Annotated in this window: 15 protein-coding genes and 1 pseudogene; 2 read left to right on the forward strand and 14 right to left on the reverse strand. The window is 67.2% G+C overall.

Annotated features, from left to right (window positions below):
- Nucleotides 1-55 precede the first annotated feature (55 nt).
- A complete protein-coding gene (locus tag BG28_RS10490; RefSeq protein ID WP_235181071.1) occupies nucleotides 56-1,345 on the forward strand; it encodes an AI-2E family transporter in 1,290 nt (429 codons plus the stop codon).
- A gap of 30 nt (nucleotides 1,346-1,375) precedes the next feature.
- Here BG28_RS10490 and BG28_RS10495 read toward each other — a convergent pair whose 3' ends face one another.
- Entirely contained in the window at nucleotides 1,376-1,687 is a 312-nt protein-coding gene (locus BG28_RS10495; protein ID WP_036476440.1) for a hypothetical protein, read from the reverse strand.
- 104 nt (nucleotides 1,688-1,791) lie between these two features.
- Here BG28_RS10495 and nucS point away from each other — a divergent pair, with 104 nt between their 5' ends.
- Nucleotides 1,792-2,484 (forward strand): endonuclease NucS, encoded by a 693-nt coding sequence (nucS, locus tag BG28_RS10500; protein ID WP_036476441.1) that lies wholly within the window; start codon nucleotides 1,792-1,794, stop codon nucleotides 2,482-2,484.
- 3 nt (nucleotides 2,485-2,487) lie between these two features.
- Here the strand turns inward: nucS and BG28_RS10505 are convergent, their stop codons facing one another.
- The 13 genes and pseudogenes from BG28_RS10505 to prfA form a co-directional block, all read right to left on the reverse strand.
- Nucleotides 2,488-3,153: a dihydrofolate reductase family protein gene (locus tag BG28_RS10505; RefSeq protein ID WP_084479649.1), complete on the reverse strand. Its 666-nt coding sequence runs from the start codon at nucleotides 3,151-3,153 to the stop codon at nucleotides 2,488-2,490.
- A 191-nt stretch (nucleotides 3,154-3,344) separates the two neighbouring features.
- Nucleotides 3,345-3,611 (reverse strand): F0F1 ATP synthase subunit epsilon, encoded by a 267-nt coding sequence (locus tag BG28_RS10510; protein ID WP_036476443.1) that lies wholly within the window; start codon nucleotides 3,609-3,611, stop codon nucleotides 3,345-3,347.
- A 2-nt stretch (nucleotides 3,612-3,613) separates the two neighbouring features.
- On the reverse strand, nucleotides 3,614-5,074 hold the full coding sequence (gene atpD / locus BG28_RS10515) for a F0F1 ATP synthase subunit beta (RefSeq protein WP_036476444.1): 1,461 nt from the start codon (nucleotides 5,072-5,074) through the stop codon (nucleotides 3,614-3,616).
- A gap of 69 nt (nucleotides 5,075-5,143) precedes the next feature.
- Nucleotides 5,144-6,037: a F0F1 ATP synthase subunit gamma gene (locus tag BG28_RS10520; protein WP_036476446.1), complete on the reverse strand. Its 894-nt coding sequence runs from the start codon at nucleotides 6,035-6,037 to the stop codon at nucleotides 5,144-5,146.
- Between the two features lie 57 nt (nucleotides 6,038-6,094).
- Nucleotides 6,095-7,723: a F0F1 ATP synthase subunit alpha gene (gene atpA, locus BG28_RS10525; RefSeq protein ID WP_036476448.1), complete on the reverse strand. Its 1,629-nt coding sequence runs from the start codon at nucleotides 7,721-7,723 to the stop codon at nucleotides 6,095-6,097.
- Between the two features lie 89 nt (nucleotides 7,724-7,812).
- Nucleotides 7,813-8,622: a F0F1 ATP synthase subunit delta gene (locus BG28_RS10530; protein ID WP_036476449.1), complete on the reverse strand. Its 810-nt coding sequence runs from the start codon at nucleotides 8,620-8,622 to the stop codon at nucleotides 7,813-7,815.
- Nucleotides 8,622-9,191 carry a F0F1 ATP synthase subunit B gene (locus BG28_RS10535; RefSeq protein ID WP_036476451.1) on the reverse strand — a complete coding sequence of 190 codons (570 nt, stop codon included), beginning with the start codon at nucleotides 9,189-9,191 and terminating at the stop codon, nucleotides 8,622-8,624. The genes BG28_RS10530 and BG28_RS10535 overlap by 1 nt, the downstream gene beginning before the upstream one ends.
- An 81-nt stretch (nucleotides 9,192-9,272) precedes the next feature.
- Entirely contained in the window at nucleotides 9,273-9,476 is a 204-nt protein-coding gene (locus tag BG28_RS10540) for an ATP synthase F0 subunit C (RefSeq protein WP_036476452.1), read from the reverse strand.
- A 135-nt stretch (nucleotides 9,477-9,611) separates the two neighbouring features.
- Nucleotides 9,612-10,403 (reverse strand): F0F1 ATP synthase subunit A, encoded by a 792-nt coding sequence (gene atpB, locus BG28_RS10545; RefSeq protein WP_084479650.1) that lies wholly within the window; start codon nucleotides 10,401-10,403, stop codon nucleotides 9,612-9,614.
- A 289-nt stretch (nucleotides 10,404-10,692) separates the two neighbouring features.
- Entirely contained in the window at nucleotides 10,693-11,841 is a 1,149-nt protein-coding gene (locus BG28_RS10550; RefSeq protein WP_036476455.1) for an MraY family glycosyltransferase, read from the reverse strand.
- Nucleotides 11,838-12,581: an L-threonylcarbamoyladenylate synthase gene (locus BG28_RS10555; RefSeq protein WP_036476457.1), complete on the reverse strand. Its 744-nt coding sequence runs from the start codon at nucleotides 12,579-12,581 to the stop codon at nucleotides 11,838-11,840. Before BG28_RS10555 ends, BG28_RS10550 begins: the two co-directional genes overlap by 4 nt.
- A gap of 70 nt (nucleotides 12,582-12,651) precedes the next feature.
- Nucleotides 12,652-13,602 (reverse strand): annotated as a pseudogene (gene prmC / locus BG28_RS10560) (peptide chain release factor N(5)-glutamine methyltransferase); the annotation flags it as partial.
- A 5-nt stretch (nucleotides 13,603-13,607) separates the two neighbouring features.
- Nucleotides 13,608-14,690, reverse strand: a complete 1,083-nt coding sequence (gene prfA / locus BG28_RS10565) for a peptide chain release factor 1 (RefSeq protein WP_036476579.1) — start codon at nucleotides 14,688-14,690, stop codon at nucleotides 13,608-13,610.
- Between the last annotated feature and the right edge of the window lie 72 nt (nucleotides 14,691-14,762).

The raw sequence follows: 14,762 nt of genomic DNA on the forward strand, positions 1-14,762 counted from the left end.
AGGTTTCCCGCCGAGGGATGGTGTCCGGCGACGGGGGCGTGGCTAAGCTGACCCCGTGACAGAGTCCGAGCCGAATCCTCATCAGCGGGAGTCCCAGGTCCCGCCGGGCAGCGACGAGCAGACTGGCCCCGCTGCTCCGCGCCGTCGACGCTTCGCCCGCGTCCCCGCTGGACGAGGTCTGCGGGCCGTGCAGAACAGCGTCCGGACGATGCGTTCGGCCCGCGCGGCCAGGTCCTCGGGAACCCCGCCCGAATTCGATGAGTACGGTCTGCCTCCGGTCTCCGCCGGGGACCCGCAGACGGCCGCAACCTCCACCTCACGCCCGATCTACACCGGATTCATGCTCGCCCTCGGCGTCGGCCTGGCGCTGATGGTGTTCTTCGTGGCTCAGGCCAATACGCAGCTGCTGGTGTGGATCACCGCCTCGCTGTTCATCGCCATTGGCCTTGATCCGGTGGTGCGCAGCCTGGAACGGGCCGGTCTGCCGCGGCCCGCGGGCGTGGCGGTCACGATCACCGGGTTCCTCGCCGTCGTCGCCACCTTCATCGCGGCCCTGGCCCCGATGGTCACCGAGCAGACCGCCACCTTCGTGCGTTCACTGCCGGTGCTGGTCGAGAACATCTCCAGCTCGCAGTGGTTCCAGAGCATCGAAGATGAGTTCCAGATCCAGCAGATCATCGACACCGAGGTCAACCGGTTCATCTCTGACCCGATGAACATCACCAATGCTCTCGGCGGGCTGTTCGGCGTCGGGACCGCGATCCTGACCACCGGTCTGGGCACACTGGTGGTGTTCGTCCTTGCGATCTATTTCCTGGCCTCCTTGCCGGTGATGACCGCCTGGGCCTATCGGTTGGCGCCGCGGTCCAAGCGCGACCGGGTCCAGCACCTCGGGGACCGGATCCTGGACGGGGTCGGCCACTACGTGATCGGCCAGGCCGGGGTGGCGCTGCTCAACGGGATCGTCGCGTTCATCGCGATCAGCATCGCCGGTGTGCCGTTCGGCGTGCTCTTCGCGGTGGTCGCCGGGGTGCTGGCCTTCATCCCCCTGGTCGGCCCGGTCACCGGCGGCACCCTGGTCACACTGGTCGCGCTCACGGTGGACTGGCAGACCGCGGCGACGTTCGCCGGCATCTATTTCGTGTACCTGCAGGTGGAGGCGTACTTCGTCTCCCCGCGCATCATGGCGCGTGCCGTGCGGATCCCCGCCGCCGTCGTCGTGATCTCGGTGATCGCCGGCGGCACGCTGCTCGGCGTGCTCGGCGCCCTGATGGCCATCCCGACCGCGGCCGCCGTGATGCTGCTGACCCGAGAGGTGCTCATCCGCCGGCAGGACGCGCGCTAGCCCGCGTCGGGCTTCCTGGCAGGCCTGGCGTCAGCCGATCCGCCAGCAGTGACTGTGCCAGTGGCGCCGCTCGGCGGCGGCGTGTTCATCGCCGAAGATCGAATCCGCACGCCAGGCCACTACGTGGGCGGTGCCGGCGGGCACCGGGAGCTGGCATCCCGGGCAGGTGTAGCTCTTCTGCGCAGCGGAGGCGGAGATATGGCGCACGTGGTACTCCCCGTCCCGGCGGCGCACCGTCCCCGTGGAGAATGCTCCGTGACCGAAGACCCCGGTGGACAGCGGCCGGTGCTCGCGCTGCCATTTCGACGCGCGCCTTCCGGGTCCCTTCGCAGACTTGGCCATGGGTCCCATTGTTCCAGGTGATCGGGACTCCTCCCGCACCACCGCGACCGCTCCTTGCGCTGCACGTGCGGCCGGAGTGCGATGACCGGGTAGGATCAGGCACCGTGCGATTGGTAATTGCGACCTGCTCAGTGTCATATTCCGGACGGCTCAACGCCCACCTGGCCCAGGCCACGCGCCTGCTCATGGTCAAGGCCGACGGCGGCGTGCTCATCCATTCCGACGGCGGCTCCTATAAGCCGCTGAACTGGATGTCCCCGCCGGCCACGATGCGGGTCACCGAGCCCGACGCGCAGCAGCGCGAAGCCGGGATCACCGAGGTCTGGACGGTCTCGGCGACCAAGAGCGATGACACGCTGCGCATCCTGATCAGCGAGGTCCACGAGGACGTCTCCCACGACCTCGGCGTGGACCCAGGTCTGGTCAAGGACGGCGTGGAGTCCGACCTGCAGAGGCTGCTCGCCGAGCAGATCGAGCTCCTGGGCGCCGGGCACCGACTGATCCGCCGGGAGCATCCGACGCCGATCGGCCCGGTGGACCTGCTCGCCCGCGGGCCGCAGGGCAGTGTGGCCGTGGAGCTCAAGCGTCGCGGTGACATCGACGGCGTCGAGCAGCTCACCCGCTACCTGGAGCTGCTCAACCGCGATCCGCTGCTGGCTCCGGTGCAGGGGGTCTTCGCCGCCCAGCAGATCAAGCCGCAGGCTCGCACACTGGCCGAGGATCGCGGCATCCGCTGCCTGGTGCTGGACTACGACGCGATGCGCGGGGTCGACGACGCCGATTCGCGACTCTTCTAGCCGCTAACCGGCGCGTTTTCCGTCGCCGCTTTCGGTGCCGCTCTCGGTGCCGCTTTCGGTGCCGCTTCCGCTGCCGCTCTCGAGCGGGCTTCCGGCGACGCCTGCGGCGCGAAACGTCGCGAGCGTGACCCCTCCGGGCAGCGACTCGAGACCTGCGGGGTGGAAGGTGTGTGCCATGGCCTCTGCTCTGAACAGCGGGATGCCGGCGCCGAGCACCAGCGGGTTGATCTTCAGCTGAACCTCGTCGATCTCGCCGAGGAGCTGCCCCGCGAGCTCAGCTCCCCCGCAGAGCCAGATGTCCCTGCCGGGTTCGGCCTTGAGCTCGCGCACCTGGGAGGCCAGATCCCCGTGGATCACCTCGACGCCCGGCGCCTGCGCCGGCGCGCGATGCGCTGCCAGGATCTGACGAAGGTGCGGATACGCACCACCGACCAGCCCGGCATCCACCGCGGGCTGATAGGTGCGTCGGCCCATCAGGACCGTGTCGAAGCGGCGAGGCTCCGCCGTGACACCCAGAGCCTCCCGTGCGTGCACCGGGCAGGTCTCGGGATAGAGCTCGAAGAGCGCCTCCAAGGTTTGTGGATCCAGCGGGAAGCTGGAGAAGTCCCCCGCCGGGTCCGCGATGAAGCCGTCGATGCTGGTGGCGATGTAGTAGACGAGCTCACGCATGACATGCTCCCGAGGCTGCGGACGTTCTAGGCGGTGTGACAGGGGTGGTTCGGGCCAATCTATCGCAGCCCGATCGGCTCAGGCCCGGCGTGGACGCTGGACCCGCGGCCCACAGACAGGCGGGCCCCCGGTCTCCGTGAGGAGTCCGGGGGCCCGCCTGGTGATGCGGTTGGATCAGTCGGTGGGAAGACTCAGCTCTCGTCGAGCTCGGCCTTGTCCGCCACGATGGTCACCTGATCGGAGTCCACGGAGAAGAATCCTCCACTGACCCGAGCCCGCACCGGAGCGCCCTCGACGGGGTTGATGACCAGGTCACCTTCGGCCAGCAGCGAGAGCACCGGGGTGTGACCCGGCAGGATGCCGATGTCACCCTCCACGGTGCGCCCGCGCACCGACTTCGCGGCACCGGACCAGACGGCGTGGTCGCTGGCGACCACCTGGACGTCGAGTTCGGCCATGCTCAGCCCCGCTTCTTGATCTCGGCGTAGAGACGCTCGACATCATCGAGGCCGCCGACGTTGTAGAACGCCTGCTCCGGGATGTGGTCGAGATCGCCGTTGGCGATGGCGTTGAAGCCCTCGATGGTGTCCTTGATCGCAACAGTGGAGCCGTCCACACCGGTGAACTGCTTGGCGGTGTAGGTGTTCTGCGACAGGAACTGCTCGATGCGGCGGGCACGGGAGACGACGATCTTGTCCTCTTCGCCGAGCTCGTCGATGCCCAGGATCGCGATGATGTCCTGCAGCTCCTTGTTCTTCTGCAGGATCTGCTTCACCCGAGTCGCGGTGTCATAGTGCTCCTGACCCACGTACTGCGGGTCCAGGATGCGCGAGGTCGAGCTCAGCGGGTCCACAGCCGGGTACAGACCACGCGAGGCGATCGCACGGGAGAGCTCCGTGGTCGCATCCAGGTGGGCGAACACGTTCGCCGGCGCCGGGTCGGTGTAGTCATCGGCGGGTACGTAGACGGCCTGCATCGAGGTGATCGAGTGGCCGCGGGTCGAGGTGATGCGCTCCTGGAGCACACCCATCTCGTCCGCGAGGTTCGGCTGGTAGCCCACTGCCGAGGGCATGCGCCCGAGCAGCGTGGAGACCTCGGAGCCGGCCTGGGAGAAGCGGAAGATGTTGTCGATGAAGAGCAGCACATCCTGGTTCTGCACATCGCGGAAGTACTCCGCCATGGTCAGGGCGCTCAGTGCCACACGCAGACGCGTGCCTGGCGGCTCATCCATCTGACCGAACACCAGTGCGGTGTCCTTCAGCACGTTGGCCTCTTCCATCTCCACCCAGAGGTCGTTGCCCTCACGGGTGCGCTCACCGACACCGGCGAACACCGAGGTGCCGCCGAAGTTGCGGGCCACACGGGTGATCATCTCCTGGATCAGCACGGTCTTGCCGACACCGGCACCACCGAAGAGACCGATCTTGCCACCCTGGATGTAGGGAGTCAGCAGGTCGATCACCTTGATGCCGGTCTCCAGCATCTCGGTGGAACCCTCGAGCGCGGCGAAGTTCGGGGCCGGGCGGTGGATCGGCCAGCGATCGGTCACCTCGAGCTCCGAGATCGGCATGTCCAGGGTCTCGCCCAGGACGTTGAAGATGTGTCCCTTCACGGACTCACCCACTGGCACCGAGATCGCGGATCCGGTGTCGTGCACGGGGGTGCCGCGCACCAGGCCGTCGGTGGCCTGCAGCGAGATCGCGCGAATGAGGTTGTCACCCAGGTGCGCGGCGACCTCGAAGGTGATCTTGCGGGTCACGCCGCCGAGGGTGACCTCGGAGTTGAGCGCGTTGTACATCGATGGGATGGAGTCGGCGGGGAACTCAATGTCCACGACCGGACCGATCACCCGGGCGATGCGACCAGTCGCACCCGGCTGACCGGCTCCTCCGGAGCTCTGCTCTGCAGTGGTGGCAGTCATCTCTCTCACTTCACTTGATCTTGGATGATGTCAAAACGTCTGTTGTTGGCCTGCGGGAGTACCCGTGGGCTAGCTCGCGGCCAGAGCGTCGGCACCCGCGATGAGCTCGCTGAGCTCCTGGGTGATCTCGGCCTGGCGAGCGTTGTTGCGCAACAGGGTGTACTTCTTGATGAGGTCGTCCGCATTGTCGGCAGCGGACTTCATCGCCCGCTGGCGAGCTGCGAGCTCCGATGCCGAGGCCTCCAGCATCGCCGCGAAGATCTTGGACTCGATGTACCGCGGGAGCAGCGCATCGAGGACCTCTTCGGCGGCGGGCTCGAAGTCGTACAGCGGGGTGGGCTCGTGCTTGGCGTCCGCATCCTGCTCCACGAAGGCCAGCGGCAACAGACGTCGCACCACCGGCTCCTGCTTCACCATGGACTGGAACTCGGTGTAGACGAGGTACAGCTCGTCCACGCCACCCTCCTCGGTGGGCTGCAGGAAGCGATCGACCAGTGTGCGGCCGATCTCCTGAGCACGGTCCACCTCGGGGGCGTCGGTGTTTCCGGTCCATACCTGGTCATACTCCCGCTCACGGAAGTCGTAGAACGCCTGCGCCTTGCGTCCATAGAGGTAGGGGCGGATCTCCTTGCCGTCCTCCCGAAGGCGCTTGGTCAGGGCTTCGCCCCGCTTGAGCACATTCGTGGAGTAGGCGCCGGCGAGTCCGCGGTCGCTGGTGAGGATCAGCACTGCCGCGCGGGTGGGGTTCTCCACCTTTGTGGTCAGCACATGATCGATGTCGTTCTGCGAGGCCACGGCGGAGACCGCACGTGTGATGGCATCTGCGTATGGCGAGGCTGCCCGCGCACGGCTGCGTGCTTTGCCGATGCGAGACGTCGCGATCAGCTCCATCGCCTTGAAGATCTTCTTCATCGACGAGGTCGATGCGATCTTCTGGCGGTAGACCCGAATCTGGGCTCCCATGCTTGTCCTTCCCTGATGTCGTCCAGCAAGTGATTCTGCTCAGCGGGGGTGAAAACCTCAGCTGCGGGCGGGAATCTCTTCCTGGCTGATCTCGTCGGCGGACATCGCGTCGGTCTGCTCGTTGCCCACGATGGACGAAGCACCCTCGGCGTGGAATTCCTTCTTGAACGCGACCATGGCGTCCTTGAGCGCGCTGACGGTGTCGTCCTCCAGCTTGCCGGAGGCGGCGATGTTGGTCAGCACGTTGGTCTTGCGACGCAGGTAGTCCAGCCAGTCCGTCTCGAAGCGCTTGATGTCAGCGGTCTCGACATCGTCCAGGTGACCCTGGGCGCCGGTCCAGATCGATGCGACCTGGTCCTCGATCGGGTACGGCGTGTACTGCGCCTGCTTGAGCAGCTCGGTCTGTCGCTCGCCGCGCACCAGCTGCTGGCGGGTGGCGGGGTCCAGGTCCGAGGCGAACATCGCGAAGGCCTGCATGTCGCGGTACTGCGCCAGGTCCAGCTTCAGCGTGCCCGAGACCTTCTTCATGGCCTTGAGCTGCGCGGCACCACCGACGCGGGACACCGAGATGCCCACGTCGACTGCCGGACGCTGGTTGGCGTTGAACAGGTCCGACTGCAGGAAGATCTGACCGTCGGTGATCGAGATGACGTTGGTCGGGATGTAGGCCGAGACGTCGTTGGCCTTGGTCTCCACCAGCGGCAGTCCGGTCATCGAACCGGCGCCGAGCTCGTCGGAGAGCTTGGCACAACGCTCGAGCAGACGGGAGTGCAGGTAGAACACGTCGCCGGGGTAGGCTTCGCGGCCCGGTGGGCGACGCAGCAGCAACGAGACCGCGCGGTAGGCCTCAGCCTGCTTGGAGAGGTCATCAAAGACGATCAGCACGTGCTTGCCGCCGTACATCCAGTGCTGGCCGATGGCCGAGCCGGCGAACGGCGCCAGGTACTTATAACCGGCGGGGTCTGAGGCCGGGGACGCCACGATGGTGGTGTACTCCAGCGCGCCGCGCTCCTCCAGGGTCTGCCGCACGGCAGCGATGGTGGAGGCCTTCTGGCCCACAGCGACGTAGACACAGCGGACCTGCTTGGCGACATCGCCGGATTCCCAGTTCGCCTTCTGGTTCAGGATGGCGTCGATGGCGATCGCGGTCTTGCCGGTCTGGCGGTCACCGATGATCAGCTGACGCTGGCCGCGGCCGATCGGGATCATGGCGTCGATGGCCTTGATGCCGGTCTGCAGCGGCTCGTGCACGGATTTGCGCTGCACCACCGAGGGAGCCTGAAGCTCCATCGGACGGCGACCCTCCGGGGTGATGTCGCCCTTGTCGTCGATGGGCGTGCCCAGCGGGTCGACCACGCGACCCAGGAACTCGTCACCGACCGGGACCGAGAGGACCTCGCCGGTGCGGGTGACCTCCTGGCCCTCCTCGATGCCGGAGAACTCGCCGAGGATCACGACGCCGATCTCTCGGGTGTCGAGGTTCTGGGCCAGGCCCAGAGTGCCGTCTTCGAAGCGAAGAAGTTCGTTTGCCATGGTCGAGGGAAGTCCCTCGACACGAGCGATGCCGTCAGCCGCGGAGATCACGCGTCCGACCTCGACGCGCTCTGCGCTGCCGGGATCGTAGGATGCGGCGAAATCGTTCAAGGCGTTGCGGACGTCGTCGGCGTTGATGGTCAAGTCGGCCATCTGCAGTCCCTGCTCTCCTCAGTCATGGCCGCAGTCTGCGGCCGGGTGGTTCAAAGATTCACGTATGTGTTGAGCCAGTCTGAAGAAGACTAGCTGGCCAGTCTCCGGTTCAGGTCATTGAGCTTGGTGGCCACCGTTGAGTCGACCACCTCATCTCCGACCTGGACACGGATGCCGCCGACCACGGCCGGGTCGAGCACGACGTCGAGCTTGAGCTCTCGACCGAAGTAACGGTCCAGGCTTGCCCCGAGCCGCTGCATATAGCTGGGGTCCAGCTCCTTGGCGACGGTGACCAGTGCGATCCAGCGCTGCTGGCGTGCTGCGATCTGCTCGGTGAAGCGCTCGACGAGCTGCGAGGGACGAAGCCCGCGCGGCGCCGTCACGGCGCGATCGATGAGCAACCGCGCCTCGGCGCTGGCTCCCGGTGAGAGCTGCGCACCGAGCTTCTGCTTGGCTTCGCCGGTTGCCTGGGCGTCGGTCAGCGCACGCTGCACCTGGTGCGAGGAGGCCACGGTCCGCCGGAAGTCCAGCAGCGCGGTCTCCAGCTTCTCGAGTCCTGCCAGGCCCTCACGCTCGGCCTGCACCACCACCACTACGACGGCGAGGACCTCGACGGCATCGCCGAGATCGCGCTCCTTGCTCCAGCGTCGTGAGACCAGGGCATCGAGGACTTCCGTCGTCGTGGCCTTGACCTTCGCGCCGAAGAGGCTGCGCGCCATCGCCACCCGATCCTGCGGATCACGGGAGGGGTCGGTGAGGCTGCGGCGCAGCCCTGCCGAGGAATCGAGGACATCCAGTACAGCGAAGAGCTCGCGGGCGACCTCGAGGTCGGCCTGCGCCAATGACGGCGCGAGCTCCTGCTGCACGGCTGCCAGGGATTCGGTGGTCACCGCTGCCATTACTGTGCTGCTCCTGTCTGGCCAGCCTGAGCTGACTGATCAGCGTCGAGGTCGGCGAGGAAGCGATCCACCACTCGCTGGGAGCGGGTGTCGTCCTCGAGCGCCTCGCCGACGATCCGGCTCGCAAGCTGTGTGGCCAGCGACCCGACCTCAGCCTTGAGCGAATGTGCGGCCGATGCCCGTTCTGCGGCGATCTGCTGCTGGGCCTGTTCGGTGATGCGGGCTGCCTCCACGGCGGCCTTCTCCTTGTGCTCGGCGACGATCTGCGCACCCTCGGCGCGAGCTTCCTCGCGCATCCGGCTCGCCTCAGCGCGGGCATCCCCGAGGTTCTTCTCGTACTCAGCCTTCATGGCCTCGGCTTCAGACTTGGCCTTCTCCGCCTCGTTGAGTCCACCTTCGATGGCCTCGATGCGGGTCTGATAGGCCTTCTCGAATGCCGGCGCGATCCATTTCTTGACGACATAGAGCAGCACCAGGAAGCCGAGTATTACGACCAGCGCTTCCCAGGGGTTGGGAAGCAATGGGTTGGCGTCACCTTCTGCCGCCTGGATCAGAGATGCACTGATCATGTGTTCACCCTTTTTTCAGTAGTCTGACGATCTCAGAGGGCCCGGAGCTCCGGTGCCCGTCCCAGAAGAATCGAACCAGCGTCAGAGCACGAAGGCGAAGACGATGGCAAGGATGAAGACCGCCTCCGCCAGCGCGAAGCCGAGGATGGCGATGGGCTGCAGCACGCGCTGCGCCTCGGGCTGGCGGGCCACACCGTTGAGGTAGGCCGAGAAGATCATGCCGATGGCCAGTGCAGCGCCGAAGCCTGCGAGACCCATACCGACCATGTTCAGAGTGCCGTCCATATGTGTTGCTCACTTTCTGTACGAGTCCGGCGTGCGTACCACGCGGACGGTTCAATGTCAGGCTCACCGGCGTCTGCCGGTCCGCCGCTGCGACTCGGTGTCCGTCTCAGGTCATCCGAACCGCATAGAGGAAAATCAGTGGGCGTCAGCCTCGATGGAGCCCTGGATGTAGATCGCTGTCAGCAGGGCGAAGACGAAGGCCTGCAGGACCATCATGATGAGCTCCAGGAAGTACAGCGGGATGGAGCCCACCAGGATCAGCGCGCCGAGGCCGTAGCCGTCCAGACCGCCCTGCTGGGCGACGAGGAACTCGACGCCGGAGCCGGCGAGCATCACGATGATGTGACCGGCGAGCATCACGGCCATCAGACGCAGCGAGTGCGTGAGCGGACGGATGATGAAGTTCGAGAGGAACTCCAGGACCACCAGCAGCGGCAGCAGCCACTTCGGCACGCCCGAGGGCACCGTCATGAGCTTGATGAATTTCGGCCCGTGGGTCCTGAAGCCCAGCACGATCCAGGCGATCCAGATGATTCCGGCCAGCGCGTAGGCGGGGCCGGCGTGGGAGAAGGTCGGCAGCTGCAGGCCCGGGATGGCGCCGAAGATGTTGTTGACCAGCACGAAGAAGAACACCGCGAAGAGCAGCGGGATCCACTGCCGGAAGTGCTTCTCACCGAGGATGTCGCGCCCCAGGGTGTGCCGGACGAATCCATAGCCGGACTCCGCGATGAACTGGGTGCGGGATGGAACCAGGGACTGCTTCCGGATCGCCCACATGAAGAACCAGGAGATGACGATGACCGAGAGGATGACCATCAGCATGTTCTTGCCGAAGCCAGTCCCCCACTCCGCCATCCAGGGAAAGATCTCCGGAAGGTGCGTCTCAGAAATCGTGGGCGGCTGGAATCCACCTTCATTGGTGGCCATGGGCGCAAGCGAATGCAACGCTGGTCCTCTCTGCGGTGTCCGTCAGTGGGTTACTACCCCGGGCATCGGAAGCCGGATCAACTCCGTCTCGCCTTGTATGTGGTCCGCCGGTCTACGAGAAAGACTTCCGAAGACGGTCCACGGGCAACTCCCCCACGCAGGTGTGAGAACACACGGAACTAGTGTGGGAAGTCACCGAAAGCTTACCAGAACAACGACCCCCGGCACTGCCGGGCAACACTGGCGCGGGGCAGTCCCACCCCACTCACGGCCAGGTCCAGGGGCTGGCTCAGCCGCCCAGCCGGTGCCGCAGTGCCCGTTGGGCGGCGGCACGGTTGACTCGCAGCGCACGACGCCGAAGCCAGGGCCCCAGCGTGAGCACCACCGCGGCGCCCAGGCTCAGCAGCATGCCCGAGGTGACCAGCCACCAGGGCAGGAAGTTGAAGGACACAGCCCCGAAGGCGAACAGCGCCGACCAGAGGTAGAGCAGCAGCACCGCCTGCGGGTGGGAGTAGCCGCCGTCGACCAGCTTGTGGTGCAGGTGCCCGCGATCCGGGGTGAACGGCGAGGACCCGCGCGCGGTGCGCCGGACCACCGCCATCGCCAGGTCCAGCAGGGGAAGCAGGGTCACCGCCAGCGGCAGCAGGATCGGCATGTACGCCGGGATGTTACGGAATCTGAAGCCCTCGGCGAGCTGGCCGACGTCGGCGGTCACCGCGAGGGCCCCGGCAGCCATGACCAGTCCCAGCAGCATCGCCCCGGTGTCGCCCATGATGATCTTGGAGGGGTAGAAGTTGTGCGGCAGGAACCCCAGGCAGGAGCCCACCAGCACCGCCATCAGCAGGGTCACCAGGTTCGAGGCGTCGAAGGCGTTGATGGAGAGCGTCAACAGGTAGCTGTAGATGAAGAAGGCGGCGCCGCCGAGCGCGGCGACCCCGGCGGCCAACCCGTCGAGGCCGTCGATGAAGTTGAAGGCGTTGATGGTGAGCACCACCACGAAGACGGTCAGCAGCGACTGGACCAGCGGACCACCCACCCCGAGCCAGCCCACCGGCATGACCTCGAGCTGGATCCCATGGAGCACCAGGATGACGGCAGCCCCGACCTGTCCGCCGAGCTTGAGCATCCACGGGATGTCCCAGGTGTCGTCGGCCATGCCGACCAGCAGGATCACCACCATCGCCGCGAACACGCCGCGCACCGGGGTCAGATCGGCGAAGATCCCGCTGAGGTAGGGAATCGTGGAGGCCGCGGCGAGGCCGACGACCATCCCGAGGAACATCGCCACCCCGCCCCAGCGCGGCTTGATCTGGCTGTGCACATCGCGTTCCCGGATGGGGGTGTAGATGCCCAGCTTCAGCGCGATGCTTCGCACCGCGGGGGTGAGCAGATAGGTCACCACCATCGAGACGGCGAGGACTGCCAGGAAATAGATCATGAGTGCGTGTCGGGCGCCTCTGCCTCAGGCGGGGCTTCAGAGGCCTCTGCCTCAGCCGGAGCTTCGGAGGCCTCTGCCTCAGACGGGGCTTCGGGCGCCAGGCTGGCGACCACGGCCTGCAGCTCGGCGAGCGGCAGCGCCCCGGGGCGCACCACGCGCAGCGGGGTCACGGTGGCGTCGATGATGGTCGAGGCCTCGGAGGAGCCGCGGTCGCCGTCGTCGAGGTAGACCGAGACGGATTCCGCGAGCATCTGCTGGGCCTGCGCGACGGTGGTCGCGGCGGGCATGCCGGTGCGGTTGGCCGAGGAGACGGCCAGCGGTCCGGTCGCGCCGAGCAGGTCCAGGGCGAGATCATCGGCGGGCATGCGCAGCGCCACGGTGCCGCGGGTCTCCCCCAGGTCCCAGCGCAGCGAGGGCTGGGCATGCAGGATCAGCGTCATCGGACCCGGCCAGAAGGCCTGCGCCAGGGCCCGGGCCTCCTCGGGAACATCGATGGCCAGGGCGTCCATGATCTCGGGGCGCCCGATCAGCACCGGCGGCGGCATGGCGCGGCTGCGTCCCTTGGCGGCCAGCAGCACCGCGACGGCCTGCGGCGAAAACGCGTCGGCGCCGATCCCGTAGACCGTGTCGGTGGGCAGGACCACCGTTTCGCCGCGGGAGAGCGCGTCCTGCGCCGCAGAGATGCCCTCGGCGCGGGAGGCGGGGTCGGTGCAGTCGACTGTCTGGCTCACGCGCGCCATTCTTCCACGCCGAGAGCTGGATCTTGCTCAGCCACGGGCCTGCGTCAGCGGCAGCGCCGGTGACCGCGCTGGTGGCGCGGTCTCGTCCGGTGAGGTCTTGGTGGGTGCTGACCTGTGTCAGTGACTCGTCGGCGCGGCAGTGCTCGGCGAGCACCGAAGCCTGGGACTCGGCGTGTTCCAGGATGAACCAGCCGCCCGGCACCAGCAGCCGTTTGGCGGCGGCGATCACCGCATGGGGCATGGTGAGTCCGTCGGCTCCCCCGCCGTAGAGCGCCAGCTCCGGATCATGGACCCGCACCTCCTCCTCGCGCGGCACCATCCCGGCCGGGATATAGGGCGGGTTGGAGACGACGAGGTCGAAGCTGGACTCCCACTCTTCGGGCACCTCGCGCAGGTCCCGCTGGTGCAGGGCCACGCCGAGCGGGACGAGGTTCAGCTCGGCCCAGGCCACCGCCTGGGCCGAGAGTTCCACGGCGTGGACCTCGGCGGAGGGATGCTCGGCGGCGATGGCGGCGGCCAGGGCACCGGATCCGGTGCCGAGGTCGATCACCCGGGGCCGCCAGGAGGCGGGACGCTGGGCGGCCATGAGTGCGAGCTGATCCAAGGCCACCTGGGCGACCTGTTCGGTCTCGGGGCGCGGGATGAAGACTCCGGGGCCCACGCGCAGCTCGAGGTGCCGGAACGGGGCCAGTCCGGTGAGGTGCTGCAGCGGCACCCGATCGGCGCGCTCGGCGACCAGGTCGGTGAGCTTCTCGGCCTGCTCGGCGGTGACCGCGCTGCCCGCCACGGCCATGGCGGCGAGACGACCGCGCGGGACGCCGAGCACGTGGGCCGCAAGGATCTCAGCATCGACCCGAGGGCTGGGCACGCCTGCGGCGCCGAGCCGGGCTGCGGCCTGGTCCAGCAGCTGGTCCGCTGGCTGATTGGCCGGCTGATTCGCCGGCTGCTCAGCTGCCTGATTCGCCGAGGGCTCAGCTGCCTGGTGTGCAGGCTCGGCTGGGGCGGGATGGTGTGCGGGCATCGGGCTCAGGCCTGGTTGTCGTTGAGCGCCGCGAGGCGCTCCTGCTCGTCGAGCTCGACGCAGGACTGGATCACGGCCTCCAGGTCTCCGTTGATCACGGTGTCGAGGTTGTAGGCCTTGTACCCGCTGCGGTGATCCACGATCCGGTTCTCCGGGTAGTTGTAGGTGCGGATGCGCTCGGAGCGGTCCATGGTGCGGACCTGGGACTTGCGCACCTGGGCGTTGTCGGCGTCGATCTGTTCCTGCTGGTGGGCCAGGATCCGGGAGCGCAGCACCCGCATCGCGGCCTCCTTGTTCTGCAGCTGGGACTTCTCGTTCTGCATCGCCACCACGATCCCGGTGGGCAGGTGGGTGATGCGTACCGCGGAGTCGGTGGTGTTCACGCTCTGCCCGCCGGGCCCGGAGGAGCGGTAGACGTCGATCTTGAGGTCGTTCTGGCTCAGCTCCAGCTCCTCGGGCTCATCGACCTCGGGCAGGACCAGCACTCCGGCCGCCGAGGTGTGGATCCGGCCCTGGGACTCGGTTTCGGGCACCCGCTGGACCCGGTGCACCCCGCCTTCGAACTTCAGGTGGGCGTAGACGCCCTGGGCAGGGTCATTGGTGGAGGACTTGATCGCCATCTGTACATCCTTATAGCCCCCCAGATCTGAGGGGGTCGAGGAGATGATCTCGGTCTTCCAGCCCCGAGCCTCGGAGTAGCGGGTGTACATGCGCAGCAGGTCCCCGGCGAAGAGCGCCGCCTCATCGCCGCCGGCACCACCCTTGATCTCGATGATCACGTTGCGCACATCGTTCTCATCGCGTGGGATGAGCATGCGCAGCAGCTTCGCGGCGGCCTCCTCGCGCGCAGCCGTGAGCGCGGGGATCTCGGCGGCGAACTCGGAGTCCTCTTCGGCGAGCTCCTGCGTGGTCACCAGGTCCTCGCTGAGCTGTTTCCACGTCTTGTGCGCCTCGGCCACACCGTTGAGCTGCGCGTAGCGGCGCCCCAGCCGACGCGCCAGGGACTGGTCGGCGTGGACCTGTGGATCGGCGAGCTGCTCCTGGAGCTCCGCGTGCTCGGCGAGCAGCGTCGATACGGAGTCGAACATCCGGGCGTTGATCTCTTCGTCCATGACTGGATTCTCTCTCGTTTCCTGGGCTGGCGCGCGAACGCAGCGCGG

This window comes from Nesterenkonia sp. AN1 (assembly GCF_000582475.1).
Taxonomy (GTDB): Bacteria; Actinomycetota; Actinomycetes; order Actinomycetales; family Micrococcaceae; genus Nesterenkonia; species Nesterenkonia aurantiaca.

Excerpts from the sequence above, each read along its gene's own strand:
- BG28_RS10530 (WP_036476449.1), bottom strand. The coding sequence starts at position 8,622 with ATGGCAGCGGTGACCACCGAATCCCTGGCAGCCGTGCAGCAGGAGCTC.
- BG28_RS10510 (WP_036476443.1), bottom strand. The coding sequence starts at position 3,611 with ATGGCCGAACTCGACGTCCAGGTGGTCGCCAGCGACCACGCCGTCTGG.
- atpB (WP_084479650.1), bottom strand. The coding sequence starts at position 10,403 with ATGGCCACCAATGAAGGTGGATTCCAGCCGCCCACGATTTCTGAGACG.
- atpD (WP_036476444.1), bottom strand. The coding sequence starts at position 5,074 with ATGACTGCCACCACTGCAGAGCAGAGCTCCGGAGGAGCCGGTCAGCCG.
- atpA (WP_036476448.1), bottom strand. The coding sequence starts at position 7,723 with ATGGCCGACTTGACCATCAACGCCGACGACGTCCGCAACGCCTTGAAC.
- BG28_RS10550 (WP_036476455.1), bottom strand. The coding sequence starts at position 11,841 with ATGATCTATTTCCTGGCAGTCCTCGCCGTCTCGATGGTGGTGACCTAT.
- BG28_RS10495 (WP_036476440.1), bottom strand. The coding sequence starts at position 1,687 with ATGGCCAAGTCTGCGAAGGGACCCGGAAGGCGCGCGTCGAAATGGCAG.
- prfA (WP_036476579.1), bottom strand. The coding sequence starts at position 14,690 with ATGTTCGACTCCGTATCGACGCTGCTCGCCGAGCACGCGGAGCTCCAG.
- BG28_RS10505 (WP_084479649.1), bottom strand. The coding sequence starts at position 3,153 with ATGCGTGAGCTCGTCTACTACATCGCCACCAGCATCGACGGCTTCATC.
- BG28_RS10540 (WP_036476452.1), bottom strand. The coding sequence starts at position 9,476 with ATGGACGGCACTCTGAACATGGTCGGTATGGGTCTCGCAGGCTTCGGC.
- BG28_RS10520 (WP_036476446.1), bottom strand. The coding sequence starts at position 6,037 with ATGGGAGCCCAGATTCGGGTCTACCGCCAGAAGATCGCATCGACCTCG.
- BG28_RS10555 (WP_036476457.1), bottom strand. The coding sequence starts at position 12,581 with ATGGCGCGCGTGAGCCAGACAGTCGACTGCACCGACCCCGCCTCCCGC.
- BG28_RS10535 (WP_036476451.1), bottom strand. The coding sequence starts at position 9,191 with ATGATCAGTGCATCTCTGATCCAGGCGGCAGAAGGTGACGCCAACCCA.